23 protein-coding genes are annotated in these 25,173 nt (G+C 47.0%); 8 read left to right on the forward strand and 15 right to left on the reverse strand.

The genetic code is table 11. From position 1 onward, the window contains the following. Together HH301_RS03210 and HH301_RS03215 are read right to left on the reverse strand one after the other, a co-directional pair. Positions 1-579, reverse strand: a complete 579-nt coding sequence (locus HH301_RS03210; RefSeq protein WP_169566627.1) for a D-sedoheptulose 7-phosphate isomerase — start codon at positions 577-579, stop codon at positions 1-3. A 92-nt stretch (positions 580-671) separates the two neighbouring features. Further along, on the reverse strand, positions 672-1,913 hold the full coding sequence (locus HH301_RS03215) for a glycosyltransferase family 4 protein (RefSeq protein WP_169566628.1): 1,242 nt from the start codon (positions 1,911-1,913) through the stop codon (positions 672-674). Between the two features lie 403 nt (positions 1,914-2,316). On the opposite strand from HH301_RS03215, the gene HH301_RS03220 reads away from it, so the two are divergent. Together HH301_RS03220 and HH301_RS03225 are read left to right on the forward strand one after the other, a co-directional pair. Continuing rightward, on the forward strand, positions 2,317-2,916 hold the full coding sequence (locus tag HH301_RS03220; protein ID WP_169566629.1) for a VPLPA-CTERM sorting domain-containing protein: 600 nt from the start codon (positions 2,317-2,319) through the stop codon (positions 2,914-2,916). Positions 2,917-3,109: 193 nt separating this feature from the next. After that, positions 3,110-3,733 carry a VPLPA-CTERM sorting domain-containing protein gene (locus HH301_RS03225; RefSeq protein ID WP_169566630.1) on the forward strand — a complete coding sequence of 208 codons (624 nt, stop codon included), beginning with the start codon at positions 3,110-3,112 and terminating at the stop codon, positions 3,731-3,733. Positions 3,734-3,738: 5 nt separating this feature from the next. On the opposite strand, the gene HH301_RS03230 is transcribed toward HH301_RS03225, so the two are convergent. The 4 genes from HH301_RS03230 to HH301_RS03245 all read right to left on the reverse strand — a co-directional run bounded on the left by HH301_RS03230 (position 3,739) and on the right by HH301_RS03245 (position 7,513). Continuing rightward, positions 3,739-4,542: a DNA-methyltransferase gene (locus tag HH301_RS03230; RefSeq protein WP_169566631.1), complete on the reverse strand. Its 804-nt coding sequence runs from the start codon at positions 4,540-4,542 to the stop codon at positions 3,739-3,741. Further along, on the reverse strand, positions 4,542-5,069 hold the full coding sequence (locus tag HH301_RS03235; RefSeq protein WP_169569473.1) for an ActR/PrrA/RegA family redox response regulator transcription factor: 528 nt from the start codon (positions 5,067-5,069) through the stop codon (positions 4,542-4,544). Before HH301_RS03235 ends, HH301_RS03230 begins: the two co-directional genes overlap by 1 nt. A 74-nt stretch (positions 5,070-5,143) precedes the next feature. Beyond that, the gene (locus tag HH301_RS03240) at positions 5,144-6,466 is read right to left on the reverse strand and encodes an ActS/PrrB/RegB family redox-sensitive histidine kinase (protein WP_169566632.1); all 1,323 of its coding nucleotides are present in this window, start codon (positions 6,464-6,466) and stop codon (positions 5,144-5,146) included. 18 nt (positions 6,467-6,484) lie between these two features. Further along, entirely contained in the window at positions 6,485-7,513 is a 1,029-nt protein-coding gene (locus HH301_RS03245; RefSeq protein WP_169566633.1) for an MBL fold metallo-hydrolase, read from the reverse strand. 236 nt (positions 7,514-7,749) lie between these two features. Between HH301_RS03245 and HH301_RS03250 the strand changes: the two genes are divergently transcribed. Next, positions 7,750-8,430: a lipid-binding SYLF domain-containing protein gene (locus tag HH301_RS03250; RefSeq protein ID WP_169566634.1), complete on the forward strand. Its 681-nt coding sequence runs from the start codon at positions 7,750-7,752 to the stop codon at positions 8,428-8,430. A 20-nt stretch (positions 8,431-8,450) separates the two neighbouring features. Here the strand turns inward: HH301_RS03250 and HH301_RS03255 are convergent, their stop codons facing one another. Next, positions 8,451-8,987 (reverse strand): ankyrin repeat domain-containing protein, encoded by a 537-nt coding sequence (locus tag HH301_RS03255; RefSeq protein WP_169566635.1) that lies wholly within the window; start codon positions 8,985-8,987, stop codon positions 8,451-8,453. A 180-nt stretch (positions 8,988-9,167) separates the two neighbouring features. Between HH301_RS03255 and HH301_RS03260 the strand changes: the two genes are divergently transcribed. From HH301_RS03260 to HH301_RS03280, 5 genes are all read left to right on the forward strand, one after another. Next, a complete protein-coding gene (locus HH301_RS03260; protein WP_169566636.1) occupies positions 9,168-10,391 on the forward strand; it encodes a polyhydroxyalkanoate depolymerase in 1,224 nt (407 codons plus the stop codon). A gap of 32 nt (positions 10,392-10,423) precedes the next feature. Then, positions 10,424-10,870, forward strand: coding sequence for a YcgN family cysteine cluster protein (locus tag HH301_RS03265; RefSeq protein WP_169566637.1), 447 nt, complete (start codon positions 10,424-10,426; stop codon positions 10,868-10,870). 2 nt (positions 10,871-10,872) lie between these two features. Beyond that, positions 10,873-11,610, forward strand: a complete 738-nt coding sequence (locus HH301_RS03270; RefSeq protein ID WP_169566638.1) for a M48 family metallopeptidase — start codon at positions 10,873-10,875, stop codon at positions 11,608-11,610. A gap of 46 nt (positions 11,611-11,656) precedes the next feature. Further along, the gene (locus HH301_RS03275; RefSeq protein WP_169566639.1) at positions 11,657-12,862 is read left to right on the forward strand and encodes a multidrug effflux MFS transporter; all 1,206 of its coding nucleotides are present in this window, start codon (positions 11,657-11,659) and stop codon (positions 12,860-12,862) included. Positions 12,863-12,956: 94 nt separating this feature from the next. Next, positions 12,957-14,648 (forward strand): acyl-CoA dehydrogenase family protein, encoded by a 1,692-nt coding sequence (locus HH301_RS03280; RefSeq protein ID WP_169566640.1) that lies wholly within the window; start codon positions 12,957-12,959, stop codon positions 14,646-14,648. A gap of 6 nt (positions 14,649-14,654) precedes the next feature. Here HH301_RS03280 and HH301_RS03285 read toward each other — a convergent pair whose 3' ends face one another. The 8 genes from HH301_RS03285 to rpsT form a co-directional block, all read right to left on the reverse strand. Further along, complete coding sequence (locus HH301_RS03285; protein ID WP_169566641.1) at positions 14,655-16,763, reverse strand: transglycosylase domain-containing protein; 2,109 nt, start codon at positions 16,761-16,763, stop codon at positions 14,655-14,657. Positions 16,764-16,869: 106 nt separating this feature from the next. Beyond that, positions 16,870-17,256, reverse strand: a complete 387-nt coding sequence (locus HH301_RS03290; protein WP_169566642.1) for a hypothetical protein — start codon at positions 17,254-17,256, stop codon at positions 16,870-16,872. Between the two features lie 73 nt (positions 17,257-17,329). Continuing rightward, positions 17,330-19,774, reverse strand: coding sequence for a DNA topoisomerase (ATP-hydrolyzing) subunit B (gyrB, locus tag HH301_RS03295; protein WP_169566643.1), 2,445 nt, complete (start codon positions 19,772-19,774; stop codon positions 17,330-17,332). Between the two features lie 18 nt (positions 19,775-19,792). Beyond that, a complete protein-coding gene (gene recF, locus HH301_RS03300; RefSeq protein WP_206378141.1) occupies positions 19,793-20,959 on the reverse strand; it encodes a DNA replication/repair protein RecF in 1,167 nt (388 codons plus the stop codon). 49 nt (positions 20,960-21,008) lie between these two features. Next, positions 21,009-22,127, reverse strand: coding sequence for a DNA polymerase III subunit beta (gene dnaN, locus HH301_RS03305; RefSeq protein ID WP_169566645.1), 1,119 nt, complete (start codon positions 22,125-22,127; stop codon positions 21,009-21,011). Positions 22,128-22,415: 288 nt separating this feature from the next. Then, a complete protein-coding gene (gene dnaA, locus HH301_RS03310) occupies positions 22,416-23,846 on the reverse strand; it encodes a chromosomal replication initiator protein DnaA (protein WP_169566646.1) in 1,431 nt (476 codons plus the stop codon). Between the two features lie 2 nt (positions 23,847-23,848). After that, on the reverse strand, positions 23,849-24,292 hold the full coding sequence (locus HH301_RS03315) for a rhodanese-like domain-containing protein (protein ID WP_206378142.1): 444 nt from the start codon (positions 24,290-24,292) through the stop codon (positions 23,849-23,851). A 464-nt stretch (positions 24,293-24,756) separates the two neighbouring features. Beyond that, the gene (gene rpsT, locus HH301_RS03320; protein WP_169566647.1) at positions 24,757-25,023 is read right to left on the reverse strand and encodes a 30S ribosomal protein S20; all 267 of its coding nucleotides are present in this window, start codon (positions 25,021-25,023) and stop codon (positions 24,757-24,759) included. Between the last annotated feature and the right edge of the window lie 150 nt (positions 25,024-25,173).

The following is a 25,173-nucleotide window of genomic DNA, read 5'->3' on the forward strand; positions in this document are numbered from 1 at the left end:
TTATACCAGCTTGAGGCGTTGCTCTAACGCACCGCAAAGCATGTGTCCTAAAGTGATATGCATTTCCTGAATGCGGCGGGTTGAGTTTGCGGGCACGATCAACACCGGATCAGCCAGATCTTTCATAACACCGCCGTCTCTTCCGGTTAGAGCGGTTGCAATAAGACCTTTTGATTTGGCCATTTCCAGGGCCTTCACGACATTGGGGCTTGTTCCGGAAGTACTGATCCCCACCACCACATCACCAGGCTTGCCAAGCGCTTCAACTTGCCGGGCAAAGACATCATCATATCCAAAGTCGTTAGCACCTGCTGTTAAGGCGGACGTATCTGTATTAAGGGCAATAGCAGCTATCGGGGCGCGATCATCGATAAAGCGGACAACCAATTCCGCCGCAAGATGCTGTGCATCCGCAGCACTACCACCATTGCCAAAAAAGAGGATTTTACCCCCATTTGTGACACAGTCAGACCACACATCCAGCATTTTCAAAAACGGGGTTAGCAGGGTCTCTCGGGTTGCCGCTAACACTTCAGCATGATCTTGCAATTCAGTGTCAAAATAGGTTTTTGGATCCAAAACAGGAGTTTCCTTGTTCGAAAGGACGGTTTGACAGGTATTACCGGAATAAGAGGCCTTCTGTAAACCAACTGTTGTCGATTGAGACCTTGTTATTCGACAAGAATACCTTCTTTGGGTGGAAGGATACCGTTTGCGACATCCTGGATCAAGCGCACTTGCCGAGGCAGCAGGTCTTTCAGTGCATAGTTTTGAACGACCGTTTCTCGAGCTGCTTTTCGAATGCCTTCAAGCTCTTTTTGATGATCAAGCGCATAGGAAATTCGGTCTGCCAGCGCATCTACATCAAAAAAGTCAGTAAGATAGCCGTTTTGGCCATCTTTTATTACTTCTCGAACTGGTGCTGTATCAGAAGCCACAACCAACGCTCCGCAGGAAAGGGACTCAATTAGTGACCAGGAAAGGACAAAGGGGACAGTTAGATAGGCTTGAACCGTTGAGGCTTGAAGAACTTTTACATAATCCTTGTAGGGCAGAAGACCTGTGAAATGCAGACGGCTTTCATCAAAATCGAGTTCTTCAAGCATTCTTTTTTTGTAGCTCTCCCCTTCTGGGAGTTTTTTGCCATAAGCAACCCGATCTTCACCGACAACGACAACCTGAAGGTTTGGGCGCTCTTTCATAAGGCGTGCAGCTGCCCGCATAAATTCTGGAAACCCTCGATAGGGCTCCATACCCCGCGTGGCGTATGTCAGGATTTCGTCAGCCTCTGACAGGTTAAGTTTTTCCAGTTTTAACCTGGCGTTAGGATCGGGCTTAAAATAGTCCGTATCAACGCCATCATGCAGAACGGACATTTTTGATTTAAAGACATCCGGAAACTGGGACTGTTGGAACCGTGTTGGGACCTGCCCCCAGTCACAATGGGCAAGATCCATTAAGACAGGCAGGTTTTTGGTGCGGATCCGAGATTGATCATCGAAACTGATTTTCGCTTCTTTCAAGAAATCTGCATCGCTTCCCAAGGCGTGATAATACCATTCGAAATAGCTCAATAGGCGACAATTGGGAAAAACGTCTTTTATATATAAAGAAGGTCCCCATCCAGAATGGGCACAAACAATATCAGGAATAAACCCTTTCTGCTTCAACTCTAATGCGGCGCGAAACAGAGACTGACCGTTAATGACGGCAGTTTCTGTTGATCTTAAATAGTGGTGGGTTTCTTTTCGGGTTTGCCGATGGGGCTTGTAGACTAGATTGGCAACTCCTGGAATGCGCTCGACAGCCCTGTGGGATGCGAAAACAACCTGATTGGACTTATCGCGTGCAAGTGCACGAGCGACATGTCGATATTGTGCTGGAAAATTATTATGTAAAAACAGGACTTTCATGCCCACCCCTCATACAGCCCCAGTTTGCTATGAAATCTTTATAAGTCCAACTCTTTAAAACAGTTTTAAGATTTAAGTGTTTATAATTTTAGTCAAATTTTCGCAAAAACTGATTCGCAATTTCTCATTTTTTTCTCATACCTCAAATGAGGTATATTTGAATCCCTTCATAGCCGTATTTAACTCTATTAATAAGTCAGTTTTTGCAGATATTTTACAGCTATTTTCAATATTATCCTTAAAAATCAATATTTTACGTGAATAAATAAACTTTGCCGAAAATTGAACCAAAATTTTTGGCTTGCGACTAAAGACGGGAGAGAGATACTTGCCTCAAATGTTAAGTCGCGTATCAACAAGTCTCTCCAGAAAGTCTCCTTTGGAAGGACGGGATGGTTAAAAAATGATGAATAGCGTATTTAAAGTAATTATCGGTATTTTCCTACTGACAGTCTTGAGTGCTCAATCGACCCGAGCTGCTACATTCAGCTTGGATTTCAATGAGCCAACAACAATTACGCCGATGATTTCCTACACATCGGCGTCTGGTACAGTTCAAGAAAATCTTGTTGGATCTGACCTTGTGGATTCTTTCTACAAGTCACCATGGGATAATACATCTACTCCAGACGAAGAATTTACAGCTGTTCGTCGTAACTCAACAGCGGTTTACGAGTTCTCCGAAACCTACACGAACGTAAGCTTCCTGTGGGGATCTGTTGATGCGAACCAAATGATTGGCTTCTTCCTGGGTGATACTGCAGTTGATTTCCTGAACAGTAATGATGTTTTGGATGCTGGCGCCACAGAAGGCGATGGCTTTGTGCAGATTGCTATCCTGGCGGCTGCCTTCGATACAATTAAGTTCATGTCACCGAACAATTCATTTGAAATTGCCAACCTCAGCGTATCGGCTGTACCGCTTCCTGCTGCTCTTCCACTTTACGCAGCTGGCATCCTGGTACTTGGCTGGGTTGGGCGTATGCGTCGCGTAAAAAGGTAAGATTTTTTACCTGCGTAACAGAGTAGCGTAAATTGTAGAAAGTAGCGTAAGTCGTAAAATCTGTTTACCAGCTATTTCGATTATAAGGCGGTCGGTTTCGACCGCCTTTTTCTTTGTCTTTTTCTGACACAAAAATTTTGATCACAATTTTTTCAGCCAGCGGTCTTTGAAGGAAAGGCTGGAGGGCTTGAAAATGATCAAAAGCATATTGAAGTTGGGACTTTGTGTTGCAGGTCTGGGCGTGATACTTGCAAGACCGGCTGTGTCTGCAACGTTTGACTTCAGCACGACTCTACCAAAACCGATAGACATGCTGCAGGCATCATCGATTAAGGATGGACAAGATGGTGGTCAAGTTCGTGAGCGAATAACAGTGACAGATGGAGTGGACTCCAAGTTTCTGTCCCCTTGGTTTGAAACAGCTTATTGGGAGGGTGGCTTGGGTCCGGAATATACAGCTGTCGGCAAAGGGGCTTCGGCGGCATACGAGTTTAGTGATTTGTATTCGAGTGTTTCTTTTTTGTGGGGTTCTGTTGATGAGAAGCAGCAGGTAAGGTTTTTCCAGGGAGATGAACCGGTATATGTTTTGAACAGCGATTTACTTCTTAAAAATGGGGCACCAGAGAAAACAGGATTTGTTCAGATCACGATCTTTACACAGCCTTTTAATAGGATTGAATTCTACTCTCAGAACAACTCGTTTGAATTTGCAAATTTACGGGTGTCTGCTGTACCGCTTCCTGCAGCGCTTCCCCTTTATGCAGCTGGGCTTTTAGTTCTTGGTCTCATTGGGCGGTTTCGCAAATTTGCGAAATGAAGCTTTTAGACGGGTTCAGTTTTGGCGCTGGGTAGATCTTTGGGTGCCCGATCTTTTCTGGGATCCACGCTGTCAAACCCTTGAAAGGGTTCTGCGAGCCTCGCCTTTGCCATTTCGATATAGTCTGGATTGATATCCATCCCAATAGAGTTCCTGCCAAGGACTTGAGCAACGCGGGATGTGGTTCCGCTTCCAAGGAAGGGATCAAGAACCAGATCCCCTGGGCTTGATGCCGCAGCAATAATGCGTTCAATCAGAGCCTCTGGTTTTTGCGTTGGATGTGGTTGACGCTCCGCCGCACAATAATGGACGTGACTGAATTGCCAGACATCCCCGGGGTTGGCTCCCTGCATATTATTGCGCTTTCGGTAATATTTTTGGGGAATTCGAACGTCATCCAGGTTAAACGTCGCATCCAAATTTTTAGAAAACCAGAGGATATCCTCATGACGAGGAGAAAACCCACGTTTTCGGCCCATTCCTTGTGTATAGTGCCATGTGATCCACCCTTGCGGCACCATTGTCAGGTCTTCTTCAAGCGTTACATATAGCCGAGCGATATATTTAACGCCCATGAAGCAGAAAAGTGAGCCATTGGGTTTCAGGATCCGTTTGGCTTCCTTCAGCCACGTATTTGTGAAGCTGTGGTAGTCTTCCCGCTCCTTCAGGTCCACATTATTTCCGTAATTTTTACCGAGGTTATAGGGGGGATCCGCAACAATCAGATCAATTGACTCATCTGCCAGTTCTGAAAGTTTTTCTGTTGCGTCCGCGCATATCAGCTCATGATTGGTTTGATCGGTGCTCATTATTGAGGAGATCTCTTGGCCATGATCCTCTGTAAGGTTCGGCGATGCATGTTAAGCCGCCGCGCCGTTTCGGAGATGTTCCGGTCGCAAAGCTCGTATACGCGCTGGATATGTTCCCAGCGAACCCGATCAGCGGACATGGGGTTTTCAGGTGGTTCTGGTTTTTCCCCTTTGCGGGCGTAAAGGGCGTTCACGATGTCATCCACATTGGCCGGTTTTGCCAGGTAATCAATGGCACCAGCTTTAACTGCTGCCACCGCAGAGGCAATATTACCGTAACCAGTCAACATCACGATTTGAGCTTCCGGATTGACCTTTCGGATGGCTTCCACAATTTCCAGGCCATTTCCATCTTCAAGCCGTAGATCAACTACAGCGAACTGTGGGTTTACAGAAGCCGTTAGACGGCGCCCTTCCTCAACACTATTGGCCAGGGTCGTTGTAAAACCCTTTTTTTCAAGTGACCGACCCAGACGATTGAGAAAGATCTCGTCATCATCGACAATCAGCAGGCGGTTTTCTTCCATCACATCAGAACTCCATAGAGCGCCAGATCGCTTTTCCGCATCAATCTAGCATATAAACGCCTCATAAATGCAATCTATAGGTAGGGATTAGCCTTTTCAAGACGACTGCGGGGCCAGGTAATGATCACACGCGCCCCCCCAGATTTAGCATTGCCTATATTCAGATGCCCGCCGGAGTGGGTGATCAGCATGTCGGATATGAACACACCTAACCCCATTCCACCATGGCCGCTGCGGCTCGAGGTGTAGGGCTCTCCCAGTTGGTTTAGGATTTCATCGCTAAAGCCAGGTCCATCATCCTGAATAGTGATCTCAACCTGCTTGTCAGACCATTCGAGCTTAATTGTGACAAGTTTTCGCGCAAATTCTGCAGCATTACTGACCAGATTGCCCAGTCCATAAAGCAGTTCCGGGGTCGCGTACAGTTTTGGCTGTTCTGCCGTATCACCGTGCACATTGATTTGGATTTCGGTGCCATTGTCCTTTAAACGTTCTGCTACCAGCTCAATCAAGCTCTGCAGGGGCAGATAGTTATGATAGGCGTCGGTTTGCAAGAAGCGGTTTGTATCCGGTTTTGTCGAGAGTTGCTCTAGAACTTCTGCACATTTTTTTGCTTGGGTGTGAAGGAGTTTTGCATCTTCTGCCTGGTCGCTACCTTCTGGCAGGTCTTTAGATAATTCTTCCGATACCAACAGGATTGTATTGAGTGGTGTTCCAAGCTCATGGGCCGCCGCAGCCGCAATTCCGCCAATAGCGGAGAGTTGCTGTTCGCGGGCCAGCGCGAAACGGGCAGCTGTTAGTGCTTCAGTCATTCGCCGGCTATCAGAGGATATTCGCCAGGCATAGGTTGTCAGGAACAGCGTTCCCAGAATGAGTGCTGACCAAATAGCCAGTATATATGTGTCCGAAAGGATAATTTCGCCAGGCGGCAGGGGAAGGGGTTCATGAAAAAGGGCCAGAACTGAAATTGCAACGATTGTCGTCAAACCAAGAAAAATAGTTCCCTTAAAGGATAGGTTTGTCGCTGAAATTGTAACTGGAACCAGAAAGAGAAGTGAGAACGGGTTTGTAAGGCCCCCTGTCAGGTATAAAAGACCCGTCAATTGCAGAGCATCGTAAAAGAGATAAAGGATTGCCCCTCTATCAGATAGTCGGGTTGCTGGACGGGAATTTATGGAAACAAGAACATTTAAAATGGCACTTGCACTAACGAGTAGCGAGGCTGGGACAATTGGTAGCTCATAGCCCAGACCTACATGGACCAAGAAAATTGCAAATGCCTGCCCTAAGATAGCTAGCCAGCGAATATAGACCAGAGATTGAAGGCGAACGCCTCCGGATGCTGTCAGTAGAGTTTTTTGCTCTGCCTGATCTTCCAGCGGTGTTGATACTGACATGTTGTATAATTCGGTCGGTCAGCCCTCAGTAGGACTGAGTATTCGACTCTCTCCGATGCTCATGATCCAAGTTTTATCAGCATCATAGCCTTCTTTTTCAGCGGCTTGCAAGAAACGTCCTGGCGGTTCGAAGAGAGGTTCATCGGTGAGCCTGACCGTGCCCCAATGCATGCCCACAAGATGTTTACTTCTGACATCCTTTCCAATCTGAACAGCCTCTTCCGGATTGGTGTGATGGGCCTTCATAATTTCTCGAGGCTCATAAGCTCCAATTCCAACAAGGGTGTAGTCAAAAGGACCATATTTTTCGCCAATTTCTTGAAAGAGTGGGCCATATCCTGTGTCTCCTGTAAAAAAGACCCGGTTCTGGCTGCCGTGAAACGCAAATGAGGCCCATAAACTTTTATTTCGGTCAAATGGGGTACGTTTTGACCAGTGCTGCGAAGGAAGAGCCGTAATTTTCAAATCTTCTAAATGAAATTCATCCCACCAGTCCATCTCCACAACATTCTTAAATCCCCGCCGATGGAAGTAACGACCAAGATTGAGAGGAACAATGACTGTCATGTTCTCTTGATGGCGTAACTTCTGGATTGTCCGGCTGTCTAGATGATCATAATGATTATGAGATAAAACTAGATAATCAATATCTGGTAAATCGTTTAGCCTGATCCCAGAGCTCACAAAGCGTTTAGGTCCCGCAATACGAGTTGGAGAGGCATGACTGGACAGGTAGGGATCAGTGAGGATCGTTTTTCCTTCAATCCTCAGCAGAAAGCAGGCTTGGCCCAGCCAGGTCAAAGTATCATCCTGACTGTTGTGGGCTTGTCGCATATGCAAGGCCGCTTTATCTGGTTCGATGACGTGACCCTCAGGAATATTCACAACTTCCCGGCTGTAGCGCATCATACGGAGAATAAACGACACGTAGGATTTCCGACGTGGACGCGTGAGATCATGATTGGGTAAGTTTCGGAACCGACCCTTATGATGATGATAAGGGCGCTCTCCCCTCAGGTGGTTATGTCTTTCGCTTTTTTTCAGCAATCAATTACCCCGAACCCGAACTGTATATCTTGTCACAAGCGTATCTTAATAAGGTCACATTTATGAGATTGAGTCGAAATTACAACGAAAATGTTGGCTGATGTGACTATTTGGGAAACATCAGTATACAAGTTAGAAGAGACACGTAGAATAGTTTGGCCTCACTTAAAGGTGAGCCAGGACAGGCGAGAGAACAGTTTTCGGCAGTTAGCTGATAAACGGACAAAGGCGTTAAAATGAAAAGACTTATAGCAGGTTTGATCGTGGGAGCTCTCACACTGCTCCCTATCATGTCGGCACAGGCGGCAAATGAGCAGCAACAGGTTGTTGATAAAGCCAAGTTGACCATTGAAGCCATGAAAGATATGACAGAAATGTCAGAGTTTAGAAAACTTCTGGCTGTTGCCAAAGGTGTGGTTATATTTCCACAGTTTCTGAAAGCGGGTTTCATTGTCGGTGGAGCAGGTGGCACCGGTGTTTTGCTGGGTCGAAATGATCAGGGAATGTGGAGTTCGCCAGCTTTTTATACCATGGGTCAGGCCAGTGTTGGCTTGCAAATTGGTGCTGAAGCTAAAGAACTTGTCCTTCTGATCATGACGGACAAAGGTCTTGATGCAATTATCAAAAATCAGGTGAAGCTGGGTGGTGATCTAAGCGCTGCAGTTGGCCCGGTTGGAAAAAATGTAGGGGCATCCTCTACCACGAACATGGATGTGGATGTTTTCTCTTTCGCGAAGACAGCAGGCCTATTTATAGGTGCCTCTGTTGAAGGTTCGCTTCTTGATGCCAAGGATGATTGGCAGGAGGCTTATTATGGGAAACCAGTTACAGCGCGGAATATTGTCATTCTTCGTAGCGTAGATACACCAGCTGCACAAGGCCTGAAGGATGCACTGAAGAACGCAGAAGCTCCGTAAGATAAGAGATTTTGAAAAAATTACCGGCTTAGGAGCTTTTCGATGCTTCTTTGCCGGTTTTCTTTTGCGTGATCCAGAGCAGTCCGGCCCGTAAAGTCAGTCCGGTTTCTGTCAGCTTCAAATTGGAGCAGGATTTTGACCACGTCCAGATTACCTTCCTTAGAAGCCTTAATCAGCGGGGTTTCGCCTTGATTATTCTCGTCATTAACCTTGGCGCCTGCTTTTATGAGCAATTCAACAATATCGGGATACCCCTGAACTGCAGCATGCATCAGCGGTGAGTTTCCCAGTTTGTCTGTCAAATTTACATTTGCACCATTGTGAATGAGGCTTTCAACAACTCCGGCAGAACCAGATTCTGCTGCCCGTGTAATCAATGGAACTTTCGATCTGTCCCTGATGTTGGCATTTTCCCCTTTAAGAAGATAGGATTCTACGCCTTCAACGTCATTTTCAATAGCAGCATCAAAGACTTCATGCTCACCGAACAGCGAAGCAGCATGTGCTTGTACCGTCAAGAATGTGAGTAGAAAAAGCCCTGCAATTAAGCGGGTCATCCTTTTTTCGTCTCCATTGAAAATCCAAAATCACCTGTATTTTAGCATTTTACTGGAAATAGTTGCAAATAATTAACTGAAATTTTGTATAAAATGGAGTTATGTTGCAATGCAGCGTAATTAAGCGTAGACTGACGTCTGTCTAGAGATTTTCCCCTTTGAGGGGCAGGAGTTCCTTCCATGTTGTACCACTTTAACGAACTACAAAGACTTGCTTTGTCACCTGTTCGTATGGCCGCGCAGTTTCAGTCGCAGATCCTGCGAAGCCCTTTCAATCCATTGTCGGAAACTCCTCAAGCCCGCACTTTGGCTGCCGCTTACGACCTTTTTGCTGAAACAACCCAGTATCATGGGAAGCCGGCTTTTGGTCTTCATGAGACGATTATTGACGGCAAAACTGTTCCGGTGGCGGAACAGATTGTGCACCGCCTGCCGTTTGGCCAACTGAAACATTTCAAGCGGGAAACCGATCGAAAAGATCCCAAAATTCTGATGGTTGCTCCCATGTCAGGTCACTTTGCGACCTTGCTCCGCGGAACAGTTGAAACCCTGTTGCCAGATCATGAGATCTACATCACTGATTGGCGGGACGCATCCTCTGTGCCTTTGGCCGAGGGAGGGTTCGATCTGGATGATTATATTGATTATCTTCGTGAATTTATGAGCGTTTTGGGCCCTGATACCCATGTTATGGGGGTTTGCCAGCCTGGTGTGCCAGTGCTGGCCGCAATAGCGCTGATGTCAGAGGATAAAGATCCGAACACACCACGCTCTATGACTTTAATGGGAAGCCCGATTGATACACGTCGTCATCCTACGGTTCCCTGCAAACTTGCCATGGATCATTCTCTCGACTGGTTTGAAAGAACAGTGATTTATTCGGTACCTGTCGGGTATCCGGGTGCTTTCCGTCGGGTTTATCCGGGCTTTTTGCAGTTAGGCGGGTTTGTCTCCATGAATCTGGAACGGCACATGGATGCTCACATCCAGCAGTTCGAGCATCTTGTAGAGGGTGATGGGGATAGTGCTGACAAGCATCGTGCTTTCTATGCAGAATATAATGCGGTTATGGACTTAAGCGCCGAATATTATCTGCAGACCATTGAAACTGTGTTTCAGAAGCAAAGTCTTGCAAAAGGCGAGATGATGTATCGGGGTGATCGCCTTGTGGACACAGGTGCAATCGAGAAAACTGCCTTGATGACGGTCGAGGGAGAGCTTGATGACATTTCTGGTATTGGTCAGACTGTTGCCGCCCACGATATCTGCGTAAATTTGAAAGATGGCTTGAAAGAGCATTATGAGCAGAAAGGTGTTGGGCACTATGGTGTGTTTAACGGCTCCAAATTCCAGAAATTTATTGCGCCGCGTATTGCGAAATTCATCCGCAAGCATGATAAGTAAGACCTGACGGGAAAAACCGACAAAGGTCTGAGATGGAAAAACCCTTTTGGGAAACGGTTCCACTTGAGGAAATGACACAGCAGCAGTGGGAGTCACTCTGTGATGGCTGCGCGAAATGTTGTCTTCTCAAGTTGGAAGACGAAGATACGCTTGAAATCGCGTATACAGATGTCGCGTGTCGCCAGCTGGATATTGGAAATTGCCGCTGTATGAATTATGCAGAACGTAGTCGTCTTGTTCCGGATTGCGTCACCTTGACACCGAAGAAAATTCCAGATTTGGCCTGGATGCCAAAAACATGTGCTTATCGGCGAATTTCTGAAGGAAAGGGGCTGGCTTGGTGGCACCCCTTGGTATCTGGATCAGCAGATACAGTTCATGAGGCGGGAATTTCCGCCCGTGGAAGAGTTATTTCTGAACGAAAAGCCGGTGATCTTGAGGACCACATTGTTGACTGGCCAGAGGAGGATTTCTCCTGATTTTGCCAGGTTTTCTAAATCCCGTCGTCTCAAGACCGGACCGATTTAAGATTCAGCATCTTAAAAATGAAACTGCTGTTGATGTCTGGCTGGTTCACTCCCCTCGCGCAAAAAGATTAAAGTTGAAAGTTCGGCATAATGGACGTGTCGAATTAGTGATGCCAAGAGGCGTCTCGATTTCCCGTGCACAAAAATTCGTTGAAGCGGAAGCGCATTGGGTGTTAGAGACACTGGAAAACGTCGAAGATCCTGTCTTTTTTGAGCCTGGGGCGATCATTCCAATTTTAGGAGATGACCATTTGATTTGTCATTCTCCTAATGGCGACAGGCCTGTGTGGCAGGAAGCGAACCGTTTACATGTATCTGGTCGTAAAGAGCATCTGGCGCGACGTGTCCGGGATTGGTTGAAACAGGAAGCCCGCAAGAAGCTGTTGTTAGAAGCTGAGCTATTTTCCAAAAAAAGTGGTTTGAAATTTGGTCGGGTGACTATTCGAGATCAGAAAAGCCGGTGGGGGAGTTGTTCTGTTTCTGGAAACCTAAATTTCTCTTGGCGATTGATTTTAATGCCCGAAGAAGCATTGAAGTATGTTGTTGCTCATGAAATTGCTCATTTGAAACATATGGATCACAGTCCGCAATTTTGGCGATTTCTTGCTGAAATATACCCTGAATTTGAAGATCCTTTTCAATGGATGAAAAAAAATGCAGGTAGATTCCACAAATATGATGCAACTATTTAGCGTAAACTGTAAGTTAAATTTGCACATTTTGGGAGTGACCATTTGAATGAGATACTTGGGTAAGAATAGTATCTGGTTTACCGTCTTTTTATCTTCAGCCGTAGCTCTTGGTCCTTTGGCTACGGATATGTATTTGCCTACTTTTCCCGTCTTAGAGACTCTTTTTTCGGTTTCGGTTTCAAAAGTCCAATGGACGCTGAGTGTGTTCATGATAGGGCTAGCATGTTTTCAGCTCATTGTTGGCCCGTTGTCTGATCGGTTTGGCAGGAAACCTGTTCTTTTTATCGGTTTACTCATCTTTGTCGCTTCCAGTTACGCAGCCGCACAAGCAACCTCTATCGAAGGCCTCACAATCGCTCGGTTTTTTCAATCCATAGGCGTGTGTACAGGGGTTGTTATTCCAAGGGCAATGATCCGTGATCTTTTTGAGCGTGAAATGGCGGCAAGAAAATTATCCCGAATGGGAAGTATTATGGGTTTGGCACCAGCGATAGCGCCGGTTATTGGCGGCTATGTTGCAGTGCACACAGGATGGCCAGGTATCTTTTTATTGCTGATGATATACGGAGTGCTGGTTTTAATTCTCAGCACCTTACTGATAGAAGAATCTCTAAAAAATAAAGATCATAAGGCTATTCATCCTGCCCATATTCTAAGAAATTACAGTGATCTATTATCCTCGTGGCCTTTCATGGGATATGCGCTTACCTGTGCGTTTTGCTTTTCAGGGTTTTTTGCATTTATTTCAGTCTCTTCCCATGTTCTGGTCTCGGTTATGAACGTTCCGATAGAGCAGTTTGGGTATTATTTTGGATGCGTGGTCGTTGGATATATTTCGGGAACCTTGCTGGGCCCTATTCTGACCTCCCGATTTGGACTGGATACAGCATTATTGTTGGGAACAATTGCCTCTCTCCTCGGTGCGTTTTTACTATGCTTGTTCTTCTACGTGGATTTCCAGGTTCCACTCGCCATCATTTTACCTATGATCCTATATGATGTGGGGGTTGGAATCGTCATGCCGCAATCACAGGCGGCCGCAATTCACCCTTTTCCGGAAAAAGCCGGAGCGGCATCCGCTTTAAGTGGATTCCTGCTGCTAGGATTGGCTTCTTTGACGGGGTTTTTGACGGCGCATTTCTTTACGGGTTCAGCTTTCTCCCTCACCGTAGCCGTTAGTGTGATGGGGTTGATGGCTTTCGTGATCTGTCGTCTTGCCAGTCGAAAAGTCGTAAAACGGGCGGTCGAATAAAAAAGTTGAAGGACTTTCCGTTACGATAATCTTGTCGGGGGTAGTTTCATGCGGCACATTACCTTTAGTAATGAGATAATAAGAGGATCCCCAGATGCCGTTTCATGCCCCGATGAGTGGACTACCAACCCATGAGGTTGAAAATCAGCCAGCAGCGATGGGTGATCTCAATTATTTAGACATTGACCCTGCATTGAGGGAAATGATTGATCGTGAAGGCGCTGGATGGGCTTTGGATCATATCCGTAACTTTGCTGCAGACATGGGAACTGCGGAAAGCAGGGAGTTGGCACGGCTGGCTGACCGGCATTCACCGGAAATTAAACCCTTTGATCCATATGGTCGTCGCGTGAATGAAGTGGAGTTTCATCCCGCCTATCATGAACTGATGAAAAAAGCGATGAAAGGCCGCATCCACAATTTTGCCTGGGTGAACGACGGGAAACAGGGCGCTCATGCGGCGCAAATGGCACTTGCCTATATTTTCAGTCAAACCGAAGGCGGTGTTGCCTGTCCTATGGCGATGACATATGCGGTTTATCCGGCGTTAAAAGCCCAGGAGAATCTCCGTAAAGAATTGGAAGACTTGCTTTTGTCGGATGTGTATGACCAACGATCCATTCCAGTTCACCAAAAATCAGGCATGACAATGGGTATGTTCATGACTGAAAAACAGGGGGGATCCGATGTTCGTGCGAATAGCACAAGAGCGACACCTTTCAAGGAAGCGACAGGACCGGGAGCTGAGTACCTGCTTAATGGTCACAAGTGGTTTTGTTCCGCTCCGATGTCTGATGCGTTTTTGACGCTGGCACAAACGGAAAAGGGGATTACCTGTTTTTTCCTACCGCGTTGGAAACCGGATGGCAGCCGCAATAATCTATTCATCCAGCGGCTGAAGGAAAAAGTTGGTAATAAATCAAACGCCTCCAGTGAAATGGAATTCATCGATACATATGCCCTCATGGTGGGTGAAGAAGGACGTGGGGTTCCAACCATTATAGAGATGGTTCAACATACACGCCTCTATTGCATAATGGGGTCGGCCGCCTTGATGCGGGCAGGGTTAATCCACGCTATGTATCATGTTTCTAACCGGAGAGCTTTTCAGAAGCGTTTGATCGATCAGCCCTTGATGCGGGTTTTGCTGGCAGACCTGGCAATGGAGAGTGAGGCGGCTTGCCAGATGATGATGCGTGTTGCGGGTAGCTTTGACCGGGCAGAAAGCAGCAAGGTTGAAGAGGGTTACAAGCGGATCGTTACAGCCATCGGGAAATACTGGGTTTGTAAGCGAGCCCCGAATTTTACATATGAAGCCATGGAATGTCATGGAGGGTCGGGATATGTAGAAGAAAGTCCAATGGGGCGGATATATCGGGAAAGCCCAGTCAACAGCATTTGGGAAGGTTCAGGAAACGTGATGTGTCTGGATGTCATGCGGGCCATTCTTAGAGAGCCAAAAGCGTTTATGGCGGTTCTTGGCGATTTGAAACAGGATATGGGTTGGCATCCTGATTATGATCGGGCCTTAAGCGAGATCATTCAAGCCTTTGAAAGTGGTAAACTCGGCGAGGCGCGGGCCCGCTGGTTGACAGAACAGATGGCAAAGATAATCCAAGCATCTTTGTTTCACAGAAATGCACCGACAGAAATTGCCAATTGTTTTGCATCCGCCCGTCTGGGCATGGCGGGAGGCCATGTGTATGGGACCTTGCCAGAAGATGCACCAATTGATCTTATATTGGAAAGAGCTGGCGTGAGCCTGGTCGGAGAGGCTTCCGCATAGGCTCATTTAAGGGCGTGTATCACTGTCGGCAGGATAGTCTTCCTTCACTTGAGGTGAGTTAGATGTTCCCCCGCTACTGAATGTTTGGACAATTTTATCCCAAATGCTGTCCTGGTTTTCACTTGGAGTGGTATCATTGACAGCGGTGAAAACAGGCTGGTTTTTGGTTCCAAGTGCACGAACCATGAAATCTTTCCAGGCATAAGAGGGAAGGTTGCTGCCGGTTACTTTTTTTGTTGCCGTTCCATCATCATTGCCGAACCATACGCCTGCTACCAGCTTTGGTGTAAAGCCAATAAACCAGGCATCCCGGTAATCCTGTGTGGTACCCGTCTTACCAGCGGCAGGGAATCCCGGGTTTGCGGATCGCCCTGTCCCGGTTTTCATGGCGCTGGTCATAATATCCCGCATCTCGTTTACGGTTTGACCCTTGATCATTTGTCCCCGGCCAGAGCTTTTTCGGGAATACAGAACCTCGCCTTTTCGATTTCGAATTTCTTTCACAGCGTAAGGAATAACCCCATGGCCACCATTGGCGATAACTGCATAGGCTGAACTCATATCCAATAAGGTGACTTCCTGGGTTCCCAAGGCAATAGATGGATGTGCTTTCATGTCACCACCAAGTCCCAAACGGGCGGCCATATTTACCACTCGGTGGCGGCCAATATCCTCGCTCAAACGAATGGCCACAGTATTAATGGATTTGGCAAATGCCTCCCGAAGCGTGATGTTTCCTTGATATTTGCGGGTATAATTTTCCGGTTTCCACCCATTAATGTTCACGGGACCATCATAATAGATATCGTCCGAATGGCGGCCCGCTTCAAAACCAGCGGTATAAACAATCGTTTTAAAAACTGATCCGGGTTGCCGGTAGGCAGAAGTGGCACGATTGAAGGATGACTTTCCATAACTTCGGCCACCGACCATCGCCTTGACTTCCCCTTCCGGACTCATTGCGACAAGGGCAGCCTGAGAAACCCCAAATTTATTCCCGTTTTTGGAGAGTTGGGTTTCAATGGCCTGTTCTGCAGCTTTTTGCAGGTTGAGATCGAGACTAGTCGTTACTTCAAGATCGTCTTCGTTTCGACCAACATAAGATCGAACTTCACTAACGACCCAGTCTGAAAAATAACGTACATTTTTGAAGTTACTCCCAGCGTGGCGGAGAGTTGCCGGATTTTTCACCAACTTGTCCGCTTGAGCCTTGGTTATAAATTCTTCGGCCTGCATACGGCGAATAACCACGGTTGATCTTTGTTGAGACCGCTTGAGATTTACCGTAGGCGCATAGTAGGTTGGCGCTTTCAGTAAGCCCGCCAGAAGTGCAGCCTCATTGATCGTAAGTTTGCTGATGTCCTTGTTAAAGTATTTTCGGGTTGCCGCATCAATTCCAAATGTTCCGGATCCGAAATACATGCGGTTTAGATAGAGCGCGAGAATTTCTTCCTTGCTGTAGTTCGCTTCTAGCCAGAAGGCGAGTAACACTTCGCGAATTTTTCGGGTCATGCTGCGTTCTGGTGTGAGAAACAGGTTTTTGGCAAGCTGCTGGGTTATGGTGCTACCGCCTTCAACAACTCGGCCTGCCTGATAGTTTCGCCACATGGCCCTAACGAGGCTAAAGGGATTGATACCAAAATGGCTGTAAAAATGGGCATCTTCTGTAGCGAGAACAGCTTGTTTCATTTGCACAGGAATTTGCTCAGGTTTTAGCATTCTCCCATAAAGATCCCCATAAGTCGCAAATGTTTGGCCGCCGTCTGATTTAAGGATCAGGGAGGGACGTTTTTCAATGACGTCAATTCCGGAAATGCTAGGCAGGGTATAGGCAAAATAACCCATAACGATGCCAACGAGCAAAACCCCCCATAGAATTACAGTTCCCCCCCAGTTTAGGAGACCAGCCAAAAGGTGGGAGCTGCGCGAAGAAGCGGGTACCTGAGTGGTTTTGTTTCCTCTGGATGCTTTCGCTTTCGCTGGTTTTTGTGTCTTGGGTTTTTGGGAACGGGAAGCGTTCAGGCCCCGACGCGGCGGTTGCCTTTGTTCGTAAGACAGTTTCTCAGTATTGGAGGAGGCTGGTTTTTGTGTTGACCGGCGACTTGGTTTTTTCATGAACGCAGTTCGACTTACCCTTGTGTTTTGCAGGTTTAGTAAACTAAACCTGCGCAATCATTACGGCAAAAATAAGTTGTCTGACTGCTAATGGAAAGCTCAAAAATCAGTTGATATTGGCGACGTATTTAACAGCACCTGATTTTTTTCCAGTGCAAATTTCGTCTGTTCGTTTGATTTTCTCAAAGTTCTTTTTACTGGCGGTAATCCTTGCATTCAATGATACGCGGGCACAGGCAAAGACCTCACCAGTCCGTTTGTCTTTGCGCGCCTTGATGAATTTCACGGCGCGGCCAACAACTTTGATGGATTTATCCAAGGTTGTATCAGTCACCACAGCACTGAGATTGCGTTCATGAATATCCTCAACGACTTTGCGCATCATATATTCTGCGTCTTCCTTAAGTTCAGGCGAGATTTTACCCGCCGCTTGGGCAGAAAAAGCCAGAAGAGATGAAGCTACAGCTACGCTAATTAGTTTCGTAAATTTCATGTGGCGTCCATTTCACAATTTCAATTTCTGTAACTCTGACTGAATAGTGTGAATATTCCGTTAGCCTTGTCAATCAAGTATCGAGCATTCTGACTTTCAGGGCGTTCTGTTGAATGAATTCCCGGCGGGGATCAACTACATCACCCATCAAAGTAGAGAAAACCTCATCCGCTTCATCACCATGATTCACTTTCACCTGCAACAATGTGCGGGCTTCGGAATCCAGAGTTGTTTCCCAAAGCTGTTCAGGGTTCATCTCTCCCAAACCTTTGTAGCGTTGCATGCTCAAGCCTTTGCGGCCAATTGCAAGAACGGCTTCCAGCAACTCAATCGGTGAGCTGATTTTCTGGCTTTTGTCCTTGTAGGTGAATGTGGAAGATTGAGCGTAGATCTCTTGAAGCTGCTCTTTCATTGAATCGAGCTGCTGGGCTTCTGAGGAATGGATCATATTACTGTCAATGACCTGAGCTTCTGTCACCCCGCGAACTTCACGAGAGAACTTGATACTGAAATCAGGTAGGATTTCGCCGACCCATCCCCGTTCTGTCTCGGAAGCTAGCTCATCTAGTCGGTTGGCAACAAAGTTAGCAGCTTCTGGTCCCTTTTCCGAGTCGCTCAAAATTTCGTCATTCAAAGCGCCTGCAATCGCAACCTGCTCCAGAATGGCACGGGTATGTTGTCTGGCAATGCTATCAATCAAATTCCGACAAAGGCGGGCTCGGTTGATGATATCCCGAAGATCCTGGCCAGAGTGTTGAACACCGCTATCTAAAGTTAGCACAGCTTCATCAAGGCCCTGTTCAATCAGATAGTCTTCCATCGCAGCTTCGTCTTTCAAGTAAACAGAAGATTTACCGCGGGTGACTTTATAAAGAGGTGGTTGGGCAATGTAGAGATAACCCTTTTCGACCAATTCTGGCATTTGCCGATAGAAGAAGGTCAACAGAAGGGTCCGGATATGAGATCCATCAACATCCGCGTCTGTCATGATAATGATTTTATGATAACGGGCTTTTTCAATATCAAACTCTTCACGGCCAATACCGGTGCCAAGAGCTGTAATGATAGTGCCAATTTCTTGGGATGATAGCATCCGATCAAATCGAGCTCGCTCCACGTTAAGGATCTTACCCCGAAGTGGGAGAACAGCCTGATTATGGCGATCCCGGCCCTGTTTAGCTGATCCACCCGCACTGTCACCCTCCACCAGGAATAGTTCAGAAATAGTTGGATCTTTGGACTGACAATCGGCAAGTTTGCCCGGAAGGCTGGAAATATCCAAAGCCCCCTTACGACGGGTTAACTCTCTTGCTTTACGGGCAGCTTCGCGAGCAGCAGCCGCTTCAAATATTTTAGAAATAATTGACTGGGCTTCTCTTGGATGCTCTTCGAACCATTGGTCCAGCCCTTCATTAACGGTGCTTTCCACAATAGGTCGCACCTCGCTGGAAACCAGTTTGTCTTTCGTCTGTGACGAGAATTTAGGATCTGGAACTTTTACAGAAACCACACAAGTTAAGCCTTCACGGGCATCTTCACCGGTGATAGAGGCTTTCTCTTTTTTAGCAATACCAGTCGCAGTTGCATATTTATTGATGGTTCGGGTTAGCGCAGCCCGGAAGCCAGCCAAATGAGTTCCACCGTCCCGCTGCGGAATGTTGTTGGTGAAGCAAAGTACATTTTCATGGTAGCTGTCGTTCCACTCCAAGGAGACTTCAACACCGACGCCTTCTTTCTCGGCTGTAAAATCAATCGTCGTGTCAATCAGTGGAGACTTCGAGCGATCCAGATACTTAACGAATTCTGCGATGCCGCCCTCATAATGAAGGTCGGTCGTAACAGGCTCGGCGGACCGAAAATCATTAATCTGGATGTGAACACCTGAGTTCAAGAATGCAAGCTCCCGGAGGCGATGTTCCAGAGTTGCAAAATCGAACTTGATATTGGAGAAAGTTTCAGCGGATGGATAGAAAGTGATTTCGCTACCTGTCAGGAGTTTATCCGTTCCCTCTTTCAAGGGTGCGTCACCAACAATCTTCAGGCGGTCAACAGCATCACCATGGGCAAATTCGATTTCATGGATTTTACCGTTCCGCCAAATTTTCAGCTTCAACTTGGTAGAAAGCGCATTTACGACGGAAACACCCACACCGTGCAAACCACCTGAAACCTTGTAGGAGTTTGAGTCGAACTTACCGCCCGCATGGAGCTGGGTCATAATGACTTCTGCTGCAGAGACACCCTCTTCTTCGTGAATGTCCACAGGAATGCCGCGACCGTTATCACGAACGGTTACAGAGCCGTCACTGTTGAGCGCCACATAAACTAGATCACAGTATCCTGCTAAGGCTTCGTCAATAGCATTATCGACAACCTCATAGACCATGTGATGCAGGCCAGATCCGTCATCGGTATCGCCGATATACATGCCTGGGCGTTTCCGAACCGCATCCAGCCCCTTCAGGACTTTAATGGAGTCTGCACCATATTCTTCTGCGGTTACTTGGTCTTCACTCATACGTAACTTTCCTTAAGCTCAGCATAGTTCGGCCGGACTGATCCGACCTGAATCCACTGTAAAAAATTGTGCCCTCTCCCCCAACTCGGAAAAGAGTAATTGGTCTGTTCCTGTCATCCAAGCCTGCATGTCGAGAGCGATAATTTCATCGAACAGGGCCTGACGTCTTTTTTGGTCAAGATGGGCAGTAATTTCGTCTAACAATAATACCGGGGCTTTGCCATGTAATCCAGCCTGTAGACGTGCATCGGCAAGGATTATTGAGATTAAAAGTGCTTTTTGCTCACCAGTGGAGCATAAAGCGGCTTCTTGATCCTTTTCCCGATGAAAAACAGCCATGTCAGCACGGTGGGGGCCATATGTCGTGCTTCCAGCGCGCCCATCAATTTGACGTCGTTTTGCCAACTCATCGCGAAAATGATCTTCAGCAGCCAAAGCGGTTAGTCCAGAGACATTGTCTTCAAATTCCCCTGCAATAGTGATTTCGGCCTTGGGGAAAGCTTTCACACTTGCGTTTGTTGCTTTTTGCTCTTCTTCCAACATAGCCTGATTGAGACGTGCTGTCGTTTCTTCCCGAACCGCATGAATGGCGAAGCCCAGCTCTGCAAGCCGATGTTCCAAAGAGGAAAGCCAGTGTGGGTCAAGTCTGCCCTCTTTTAAGAGGCGGTTACGCTCCCGCATGGTTTTTTCATAGAGTGCGGTTCTTTTGGCGTGCTCGGGATCATATCCAAAGGCAAGACGATCGAGAAATCGCCGCCGCCCACCAGCCCCTTCATGAAAAAGCCGATCCATTTGGGGTGTAAGCCAGCCTACGGATATTAATGACCCAAAATCTGTCGCCTTTAGATTGTTCTCGCCATCAATGCGAACAGTTCGTCGCTCTTGAATATCTCCATCGACGATTTTGGTGATGAGACCTGTTCCCAATCGATGTTCAAACTCTTCGTCCTTCAGGAGGGCTGAGACTGCCCAGCCCTTTTTCGCATCCGTATTGCCTACCTCTTTCAGACGCGCCCGGCGCAATCCACGACCGGGAGAAAAGAAGGAGATTGCCTCCAACAGGTTCGTTTTTCCACTTCCATTAGGTCCGGTCAGCACAACAGGTCGCGTATCTGTTTCTAATTTCAGGTACGTGTAGTTGCGAAAGTCGGTCAATACCAAGCGCGTGAGTGCGAGAGGGATCAAAGAGAGCTCCTCATGGGGATAAGGTGCCACAAAAACCTGAGCCGTGGGATCAGACCCGCATTGGCATCAAGACATACAGGGCTCCGTCATCTGTCCCGTCTTTGACAATTGTCGGTGACTGAGCATCCGCAAGCTCGAAATGGGCGTTTGTTCCTTCAATCTGGCCGGTAATATCCAACAGATATTTTGAATTAAAGCCGATCTCCAGATCTCCAGAATTATAGCTTGCCGCGAGCTCCTCAGTGGCGCTGCCACTGTCTGTTCCAGTAGCAGACAAAGTCACAGTGTCGTCACTCAAGGTTAATTTGATCGCTCGGGATTTTTCAGTCGAAACTGTGGAAACCCGGTCAACAGCCTGGGCAAAGGTCTTACCATCCAGTTCTAGAACCTTATTGTTTCCTGAAGGGATGACCCTTTCATAATCAGGGAACGTTCCGTCGATCAATTTGGATGTCAGAATTGTATGGTCAAAATTGAAACAGATCCGGTTGTCAGAGAGGGAGATATTGATATCCCCTTCGCTGTCGTCAATCAGTTTGCGCAGCTCATTTACTGCTTTTCTTGGAACGATTACACCTGGAATATTTTCAGCATCAGTTGGCATCGGTGTTTCTACGCGAGCCAGCCTATGGCCATCAGTGGCAACCGCCCGAAGCACAGGAATACCCTCATTCTTGGCCGCATGTAGATAAACACCATTGAGGTAATAGCGGGTTTCTTCTGTTGAAATTGCAAACCGTGTCTTGTCGATCAGCCGCTTCAATTCTTTAGAGGTCAGTGTGAAGCTATGTGGAAGCTCCCCTGTCTCCATAATGGGGAAATCATCTTTTGGAAGGCAGGATAGAGCAAACTGAGAACGTCCAGCCCTGACCGTAATCCGACCATCAGCACTCTGATAGTCAAGTTCAACTTGGGACCCATCAGGCAATTTGCGGACGATATCATAGAGCAGGTGGGCTGGTGCAGTAATCGCGCCGGGTGTTTGGATGTCCGCAGGGACTTGCTCATTGATCGCGAGATCCAGGTCTGTAGCAACAAGGCCAAGCATACCATTTTCAGCGCTTAACAGAATATTGGAGAGGATTGGAATAGTATTCCGACGTTCGACAACACTCTGCACATGGTTCAGTGCACTCAGTAGGGTACTGCGTTCGATTGTGAGTTTCATAGGTTCAACTAAACTTTCTGACTTTCCCTAATGCGGAAGCCCCATAATGCCCGATTTTGGTGCTTCACATCAACATTATTATCCCTGATTCGAAAAGGAAAAACTAGCACTTAAGAGGTTGATTCTAAAAAATGAATCAGACCTGCTGTTTCTCCACTCCTGAACATCAATAATATTGGCAGGACTATACCAGATGTCTGAGCGGTTGCCTAAGTATTTCGGCTTCACTGAGAAATGGATAAAAAAGGTCGACCATGCCGGGTTTGAGGGCTTAGTGGTGTGTTGAAATCAGTTTTCCAACATACGGCGCAAGAGATCAATATCTTCAGCTAATGAGCTGTCATCGACCTGCAATTCATCAATCTTACGAACTGCGTGCATAACAGTTGTATGGTCCCGCCCGCCAAATTTTCGACCAATTTCAGGAAGAGAACGACTAGTCAGTTGTTTAGCCAGATACATGGCAACCTGTCGAGGCCGAGCAACGGCTCGTGCGCGTCGGGCAGAATGCATGTCAGACATTCGGATATTGAAATGTTCAGCAACTTTTTTCTGAATTTCCTCAATCGTTGTACGCCGATCGTTTGCCCGAAGGAGGTCGCGCAAGACTTCTTGCGTACTTTCCAGAGTGACAGCACGGCCAACTAACTCGGAATAGGCCAGAACCCTGTTCAGCGCACCTTCCAGTTCCCGGACATTGGACGTGATCTTGTGGGCCAGAAACTCAAGGATATGAGGGTCGATAGAAATATTTCCCTGCTCCACCTTGGACTGCAGAATACCCAGGCGAAGCTCATAGTCTGTTGGGTGAATATCTGCAACAAGCCCCCAGCCAAGACGGGAGCGCATCCGTTCCTCCATCCCTTCCAGATCCGTTGGAGACCGATCACCAGATATGATGATTTGGTGATTTTGATCAACCAATGCGTTGAAGGTATGGAAAAATTCTTCCTGAGTTGACTCTTTGCCGGAGATAAACTGCACGTCATCAATCATCAGCACGTCAACGGATCGGAACTGTTCCTTAAAATTCATGGTGTCCTTGTAGCGAAGAGCACTGATAAAGCGGAACATGAACTTCTCAGCAGAGAGGTATAGGACCTTTTTCTGTGGGCTATTCTCCGCGATTGCATGACCAATGGCGTGCATTAAATGGGTTTTGCCAAGCCCTACACCGCCATAAATATAAAGCGGATTAAAAGGAATATTGTCCTTTGCTTCGGCCACGCGGCGTGCAGCTGCATGGGCAAGTTCATTGGATTTACCAACCACAAAATTTTCGAATGTAAAACGAGGGTCCAATTGAGATTTCAGACTACCATTTGCCTCTGAATGGTTCTGTACCCCATTTGCTCCGTTAAGTTTGGTTTTCCCCTGCCCGTCAACCAATGTGGTAGGAGAGACGAAGGCTCGCGAGCTTTCTTCGACTTTTGCGGGTTGGATTTCACGAACGTGAATATCGATAGATTGAATTTCTTTATTTTGAAGGCACCATAACTGGCGGATGCGGTTGGCGTAATTGTTGATAACCCAATCCCGCAGAAATTTTGTCGGCAGCGTCATGGTTACATGACCGTTCTTGACTTCTTTCAGATCAATATTTTTCAGCCAAGAGTTATAGGTGGCTTCACCATATTCGGCTTTTAGGCTGTCCTGGATACGAATCCAAGATTCTTGATCTTCAGTGGACAAGGTGTTGACCATTTCCTCAGCTGCCATTTTTAGTTCTGCTTCCAGTCAAGGTTACGCACTTTCCAGCCCCCAACGGTTCCCCGGTGACCGTGTGTGTCGTGATCGCCCTCAAATCCTTCAAGGATGTTGTAGCAGGTCTCGTAACCCTCTTTGGTTGCGGCAATGGCAGCTGCTATGGAACGAACACCTGAGCGGCAAAGGAACAGGATTGGTTGCGATTTATCAGCCTGAACTTCCTGAATTTGATCTAGAAATGTCGGGTTGGGTGACATGTCCGGGAACATAACCCATGAAATCATATGACATGACTTATTCAGCGCGGTCAGGTCAGGCACACCAACAAAGGCCCATTCTGCATTGGTCCGAACATCAACAAGAATGGCGTCAGGGTTTGATTGCAGTATATCCCACGCCTCGTTGGGCGTTATGTCACCAGCATACTCTTTCTGATCCATGTTGATACCTGTTGTCATTATTTTGTCGGCCTTCCTGACAATCATTGAGCAAAGTTAAAATGATCCTCATCCTGCAGAAAACTGCAGGTTTCAGACCTAAATGGTAGCTTGAGATTGATAGCAAAGAAGCACAGTCTAAGGCATTCAGGATCAACTCAAAAGCATGTCCAAAGTTGATGCCGATCCAAACTGCACGATGTGACTATCAAGTGTCTGTTTGTACTCCCAATGACGAAGAATTTAATCTCAACTTATCCACAGATGCAAGACGGCCAATTCAGAATCCTTGAAAATAAAAGTTCCAATTGACAGAAGAAATTCTTGACCTACTAGATCTAGTTGGTTTTCCAAAAATTTCCTGAAATCATAAAATATGTTGAAAATTATGTAGGCTGAATTCTCGTCAAAAACACACCAAAAAGGCGAAAAAAAAGCCGCCCCCAACCATTGGGTAACGGCTTGATTCTCGGCTCTGTGCTGGCTTATGCAGACAGAGCTTTTACCCGGGCATTCAAGCGGGAAATCTTGCGAGCAGCAGTATTCGGCTTGAGGATACCTTTTGTCACGCCACGAGAGAGTTCAGACTGGGCAGTACGAAGAGCTTCGTTTGCAACGGTCTGATCACCTGCAGTAATGGCAGTTTCTACTTTCTTTACGAAAGTACGAATGCGGCTGCGACGGGCACGGTTACGTTCAGTGCGTGTCTCTGTCTGCCGGATCCGCTTAAGAGCTGATTTATGGTTCGCCATGACAATCCTGTACATTAGCTTCGAAATTCGGAAGCCGGGTTATAACTAGCCATTTTTCTGCCGTCAACAGGAGAATCTCCAAATTCCGGCAGAAAAAGGTAATTTTCGGTGTTTTTACAATGAAACCGGGCTTTTTGGCCCGGTTCTCAT

It is taken from the genome of Sneathiella limimaris, assembly GCF_012932565.1.
GTDB lineage: Bacteria > Pseudomonadota > Alphaproteobacteria > Sneathiellales > Sneathiellaceae > Sneathiella > Sneathiella limimaris.

What these genes read in the sequence shown, in the direction of transcription:
- HH301_RS03265 (WP_169566637.1), top strand. Translation starts at nt 10,424, where the DNA reads ATGGAAAAACCCTTTTGGGAAACGGTTCCACTTGAGGAAATGACACAG.
- HH301_RS03290 (WP_169566642.1), bottom strand. Translation starts at nt 17,256, where the DNA reads ATGAAATTTACGAAACTAATTAGCGTAGCTGTAGCTTCATCTCTTCTG.
- dnaA (WP_169566646.1), bottom strand. Translation starts at nt 23,846, where the DNA reads ATGGCAGCTGAGGAAATGGTCAACACCTTGTCCACTGAAGATCAAGAA.
- HH301_RS03240 (WP_169566632.1), bottom strand. Translation starts at nt 6,466, where the DNA reads ATGTCAGTATCAACACCGCTGGAAGATCAGGCAGAGCAAAAAACTCTA.
- HH301_RS03260 (WP_169566636.1), top strand. Translation starts at nt 9,168, where the DNA reads ATGTTGTACCACTTTAACGAACTACAAAGACTTGCTTTGTCACCTGTT.
- gyrB (WP_169566643.1), bottom strand. Translation starts at nt 19,774, where the DNA reads ATGAGTGAAGACCAAGTAACCGCAGAAGAATATGGTGCAGACTCCATT.
- HH301_RS03225 (WP_169566630.1), top strand. Translation starts at nt 3,110, where the DNA reads ATGATCAAAAGCATATTGAAGTTGGGACTTTGTGTTGCAGGTCTGGGC.
- HH301_RS03280 (WP_169566640.1), top strand. Translation starts at nt 12,957, where the DNA reads ATGCCGTTTCATGCCCCGATGAGTGGACTACCAACCCATGAGGTTGAA.
- rpsT (WP_169566647.1), bottom strand. Translation starts at nt 25,023, where the DNA reads ATGGCGAACCATAAATCAGCTCTTAAGCGGATCCGGCAGACAGAGACA.
- HH301_RS03230 (WP_169566631.1), bottom strand. Translation starts at nt 4,542, where the DNA reads ATGAGCACCGATCAAACCAATCATGAGCTGATATGCGCGGACGCAACA.
- HH301_RS03235 (WP_169569473.1), bottom strand. Translation starts at nt 5,069, where the DNA reads ATGGAAGAAAACCGCCTGCTGATTGTCGATGATGACGAGATCTTTCTC.
- dnaN (WP_169566645.1), bottom strand. Translation starts at nt 22,127, where the DNA reads ATGAAACTCACAATCGAACGCAGTACCCTACTGAGTGCACTGAACCAT.
- HH301_RS03285 (WP_169566641.1), bottom strand. Translation starts at nt 16,763, where the DNA reads ATGAAAAAACCAAGTCGCCGGTCAACACAAAAACCAGCCTCCTCCAAT.
- HH301_RS03220 (WP_169566629.1), top strand. Translation starts at nt 2,317, where the DNA reads ATGATGAATAGCGTATTTAAAGTAATTATCGGTATTTTCCTACTGACA.
- HH301_RS03275 (WP_169566639.1), top strand. Translation starts at nt 11,657, where the DNA reads ATGAGATACTTGGGTAAGAATAGTATCTGGTTTACCGTCTTTTTATCT.
- HH301_RS03315 (WP_206378142.1), bottom strand. Translation starts at nt 24,292, where the DNA reads ATGACAACAGGTATCAACATGGATCAGAAAGAGTATGCTGGTGACATA.
- HH301_RS03255 (WP_169566635.1), bottom strand. Translation starts at nt 8,987, where the DNA reads ATGACCCGCTTAATTGCAGGGCTTTTTCTACTCACATTCTTGACGGTA.
- HH301_RS03250 (WP_169566634.1), top strand. Translation starts at nt 7,750, where the DNA reads ATGAAAAGACTTATAGCAGGTTTGATCGTGGGAGCTCTCACACTGCTC.
- HH301_RS03215 (WP_169566628.1), bottom strand. Translation starts at nt 1,913, where the DNA reads ATGAAAGTCCTGTTTTTACATAATAATTTTCCAGCACAATATCGACAT.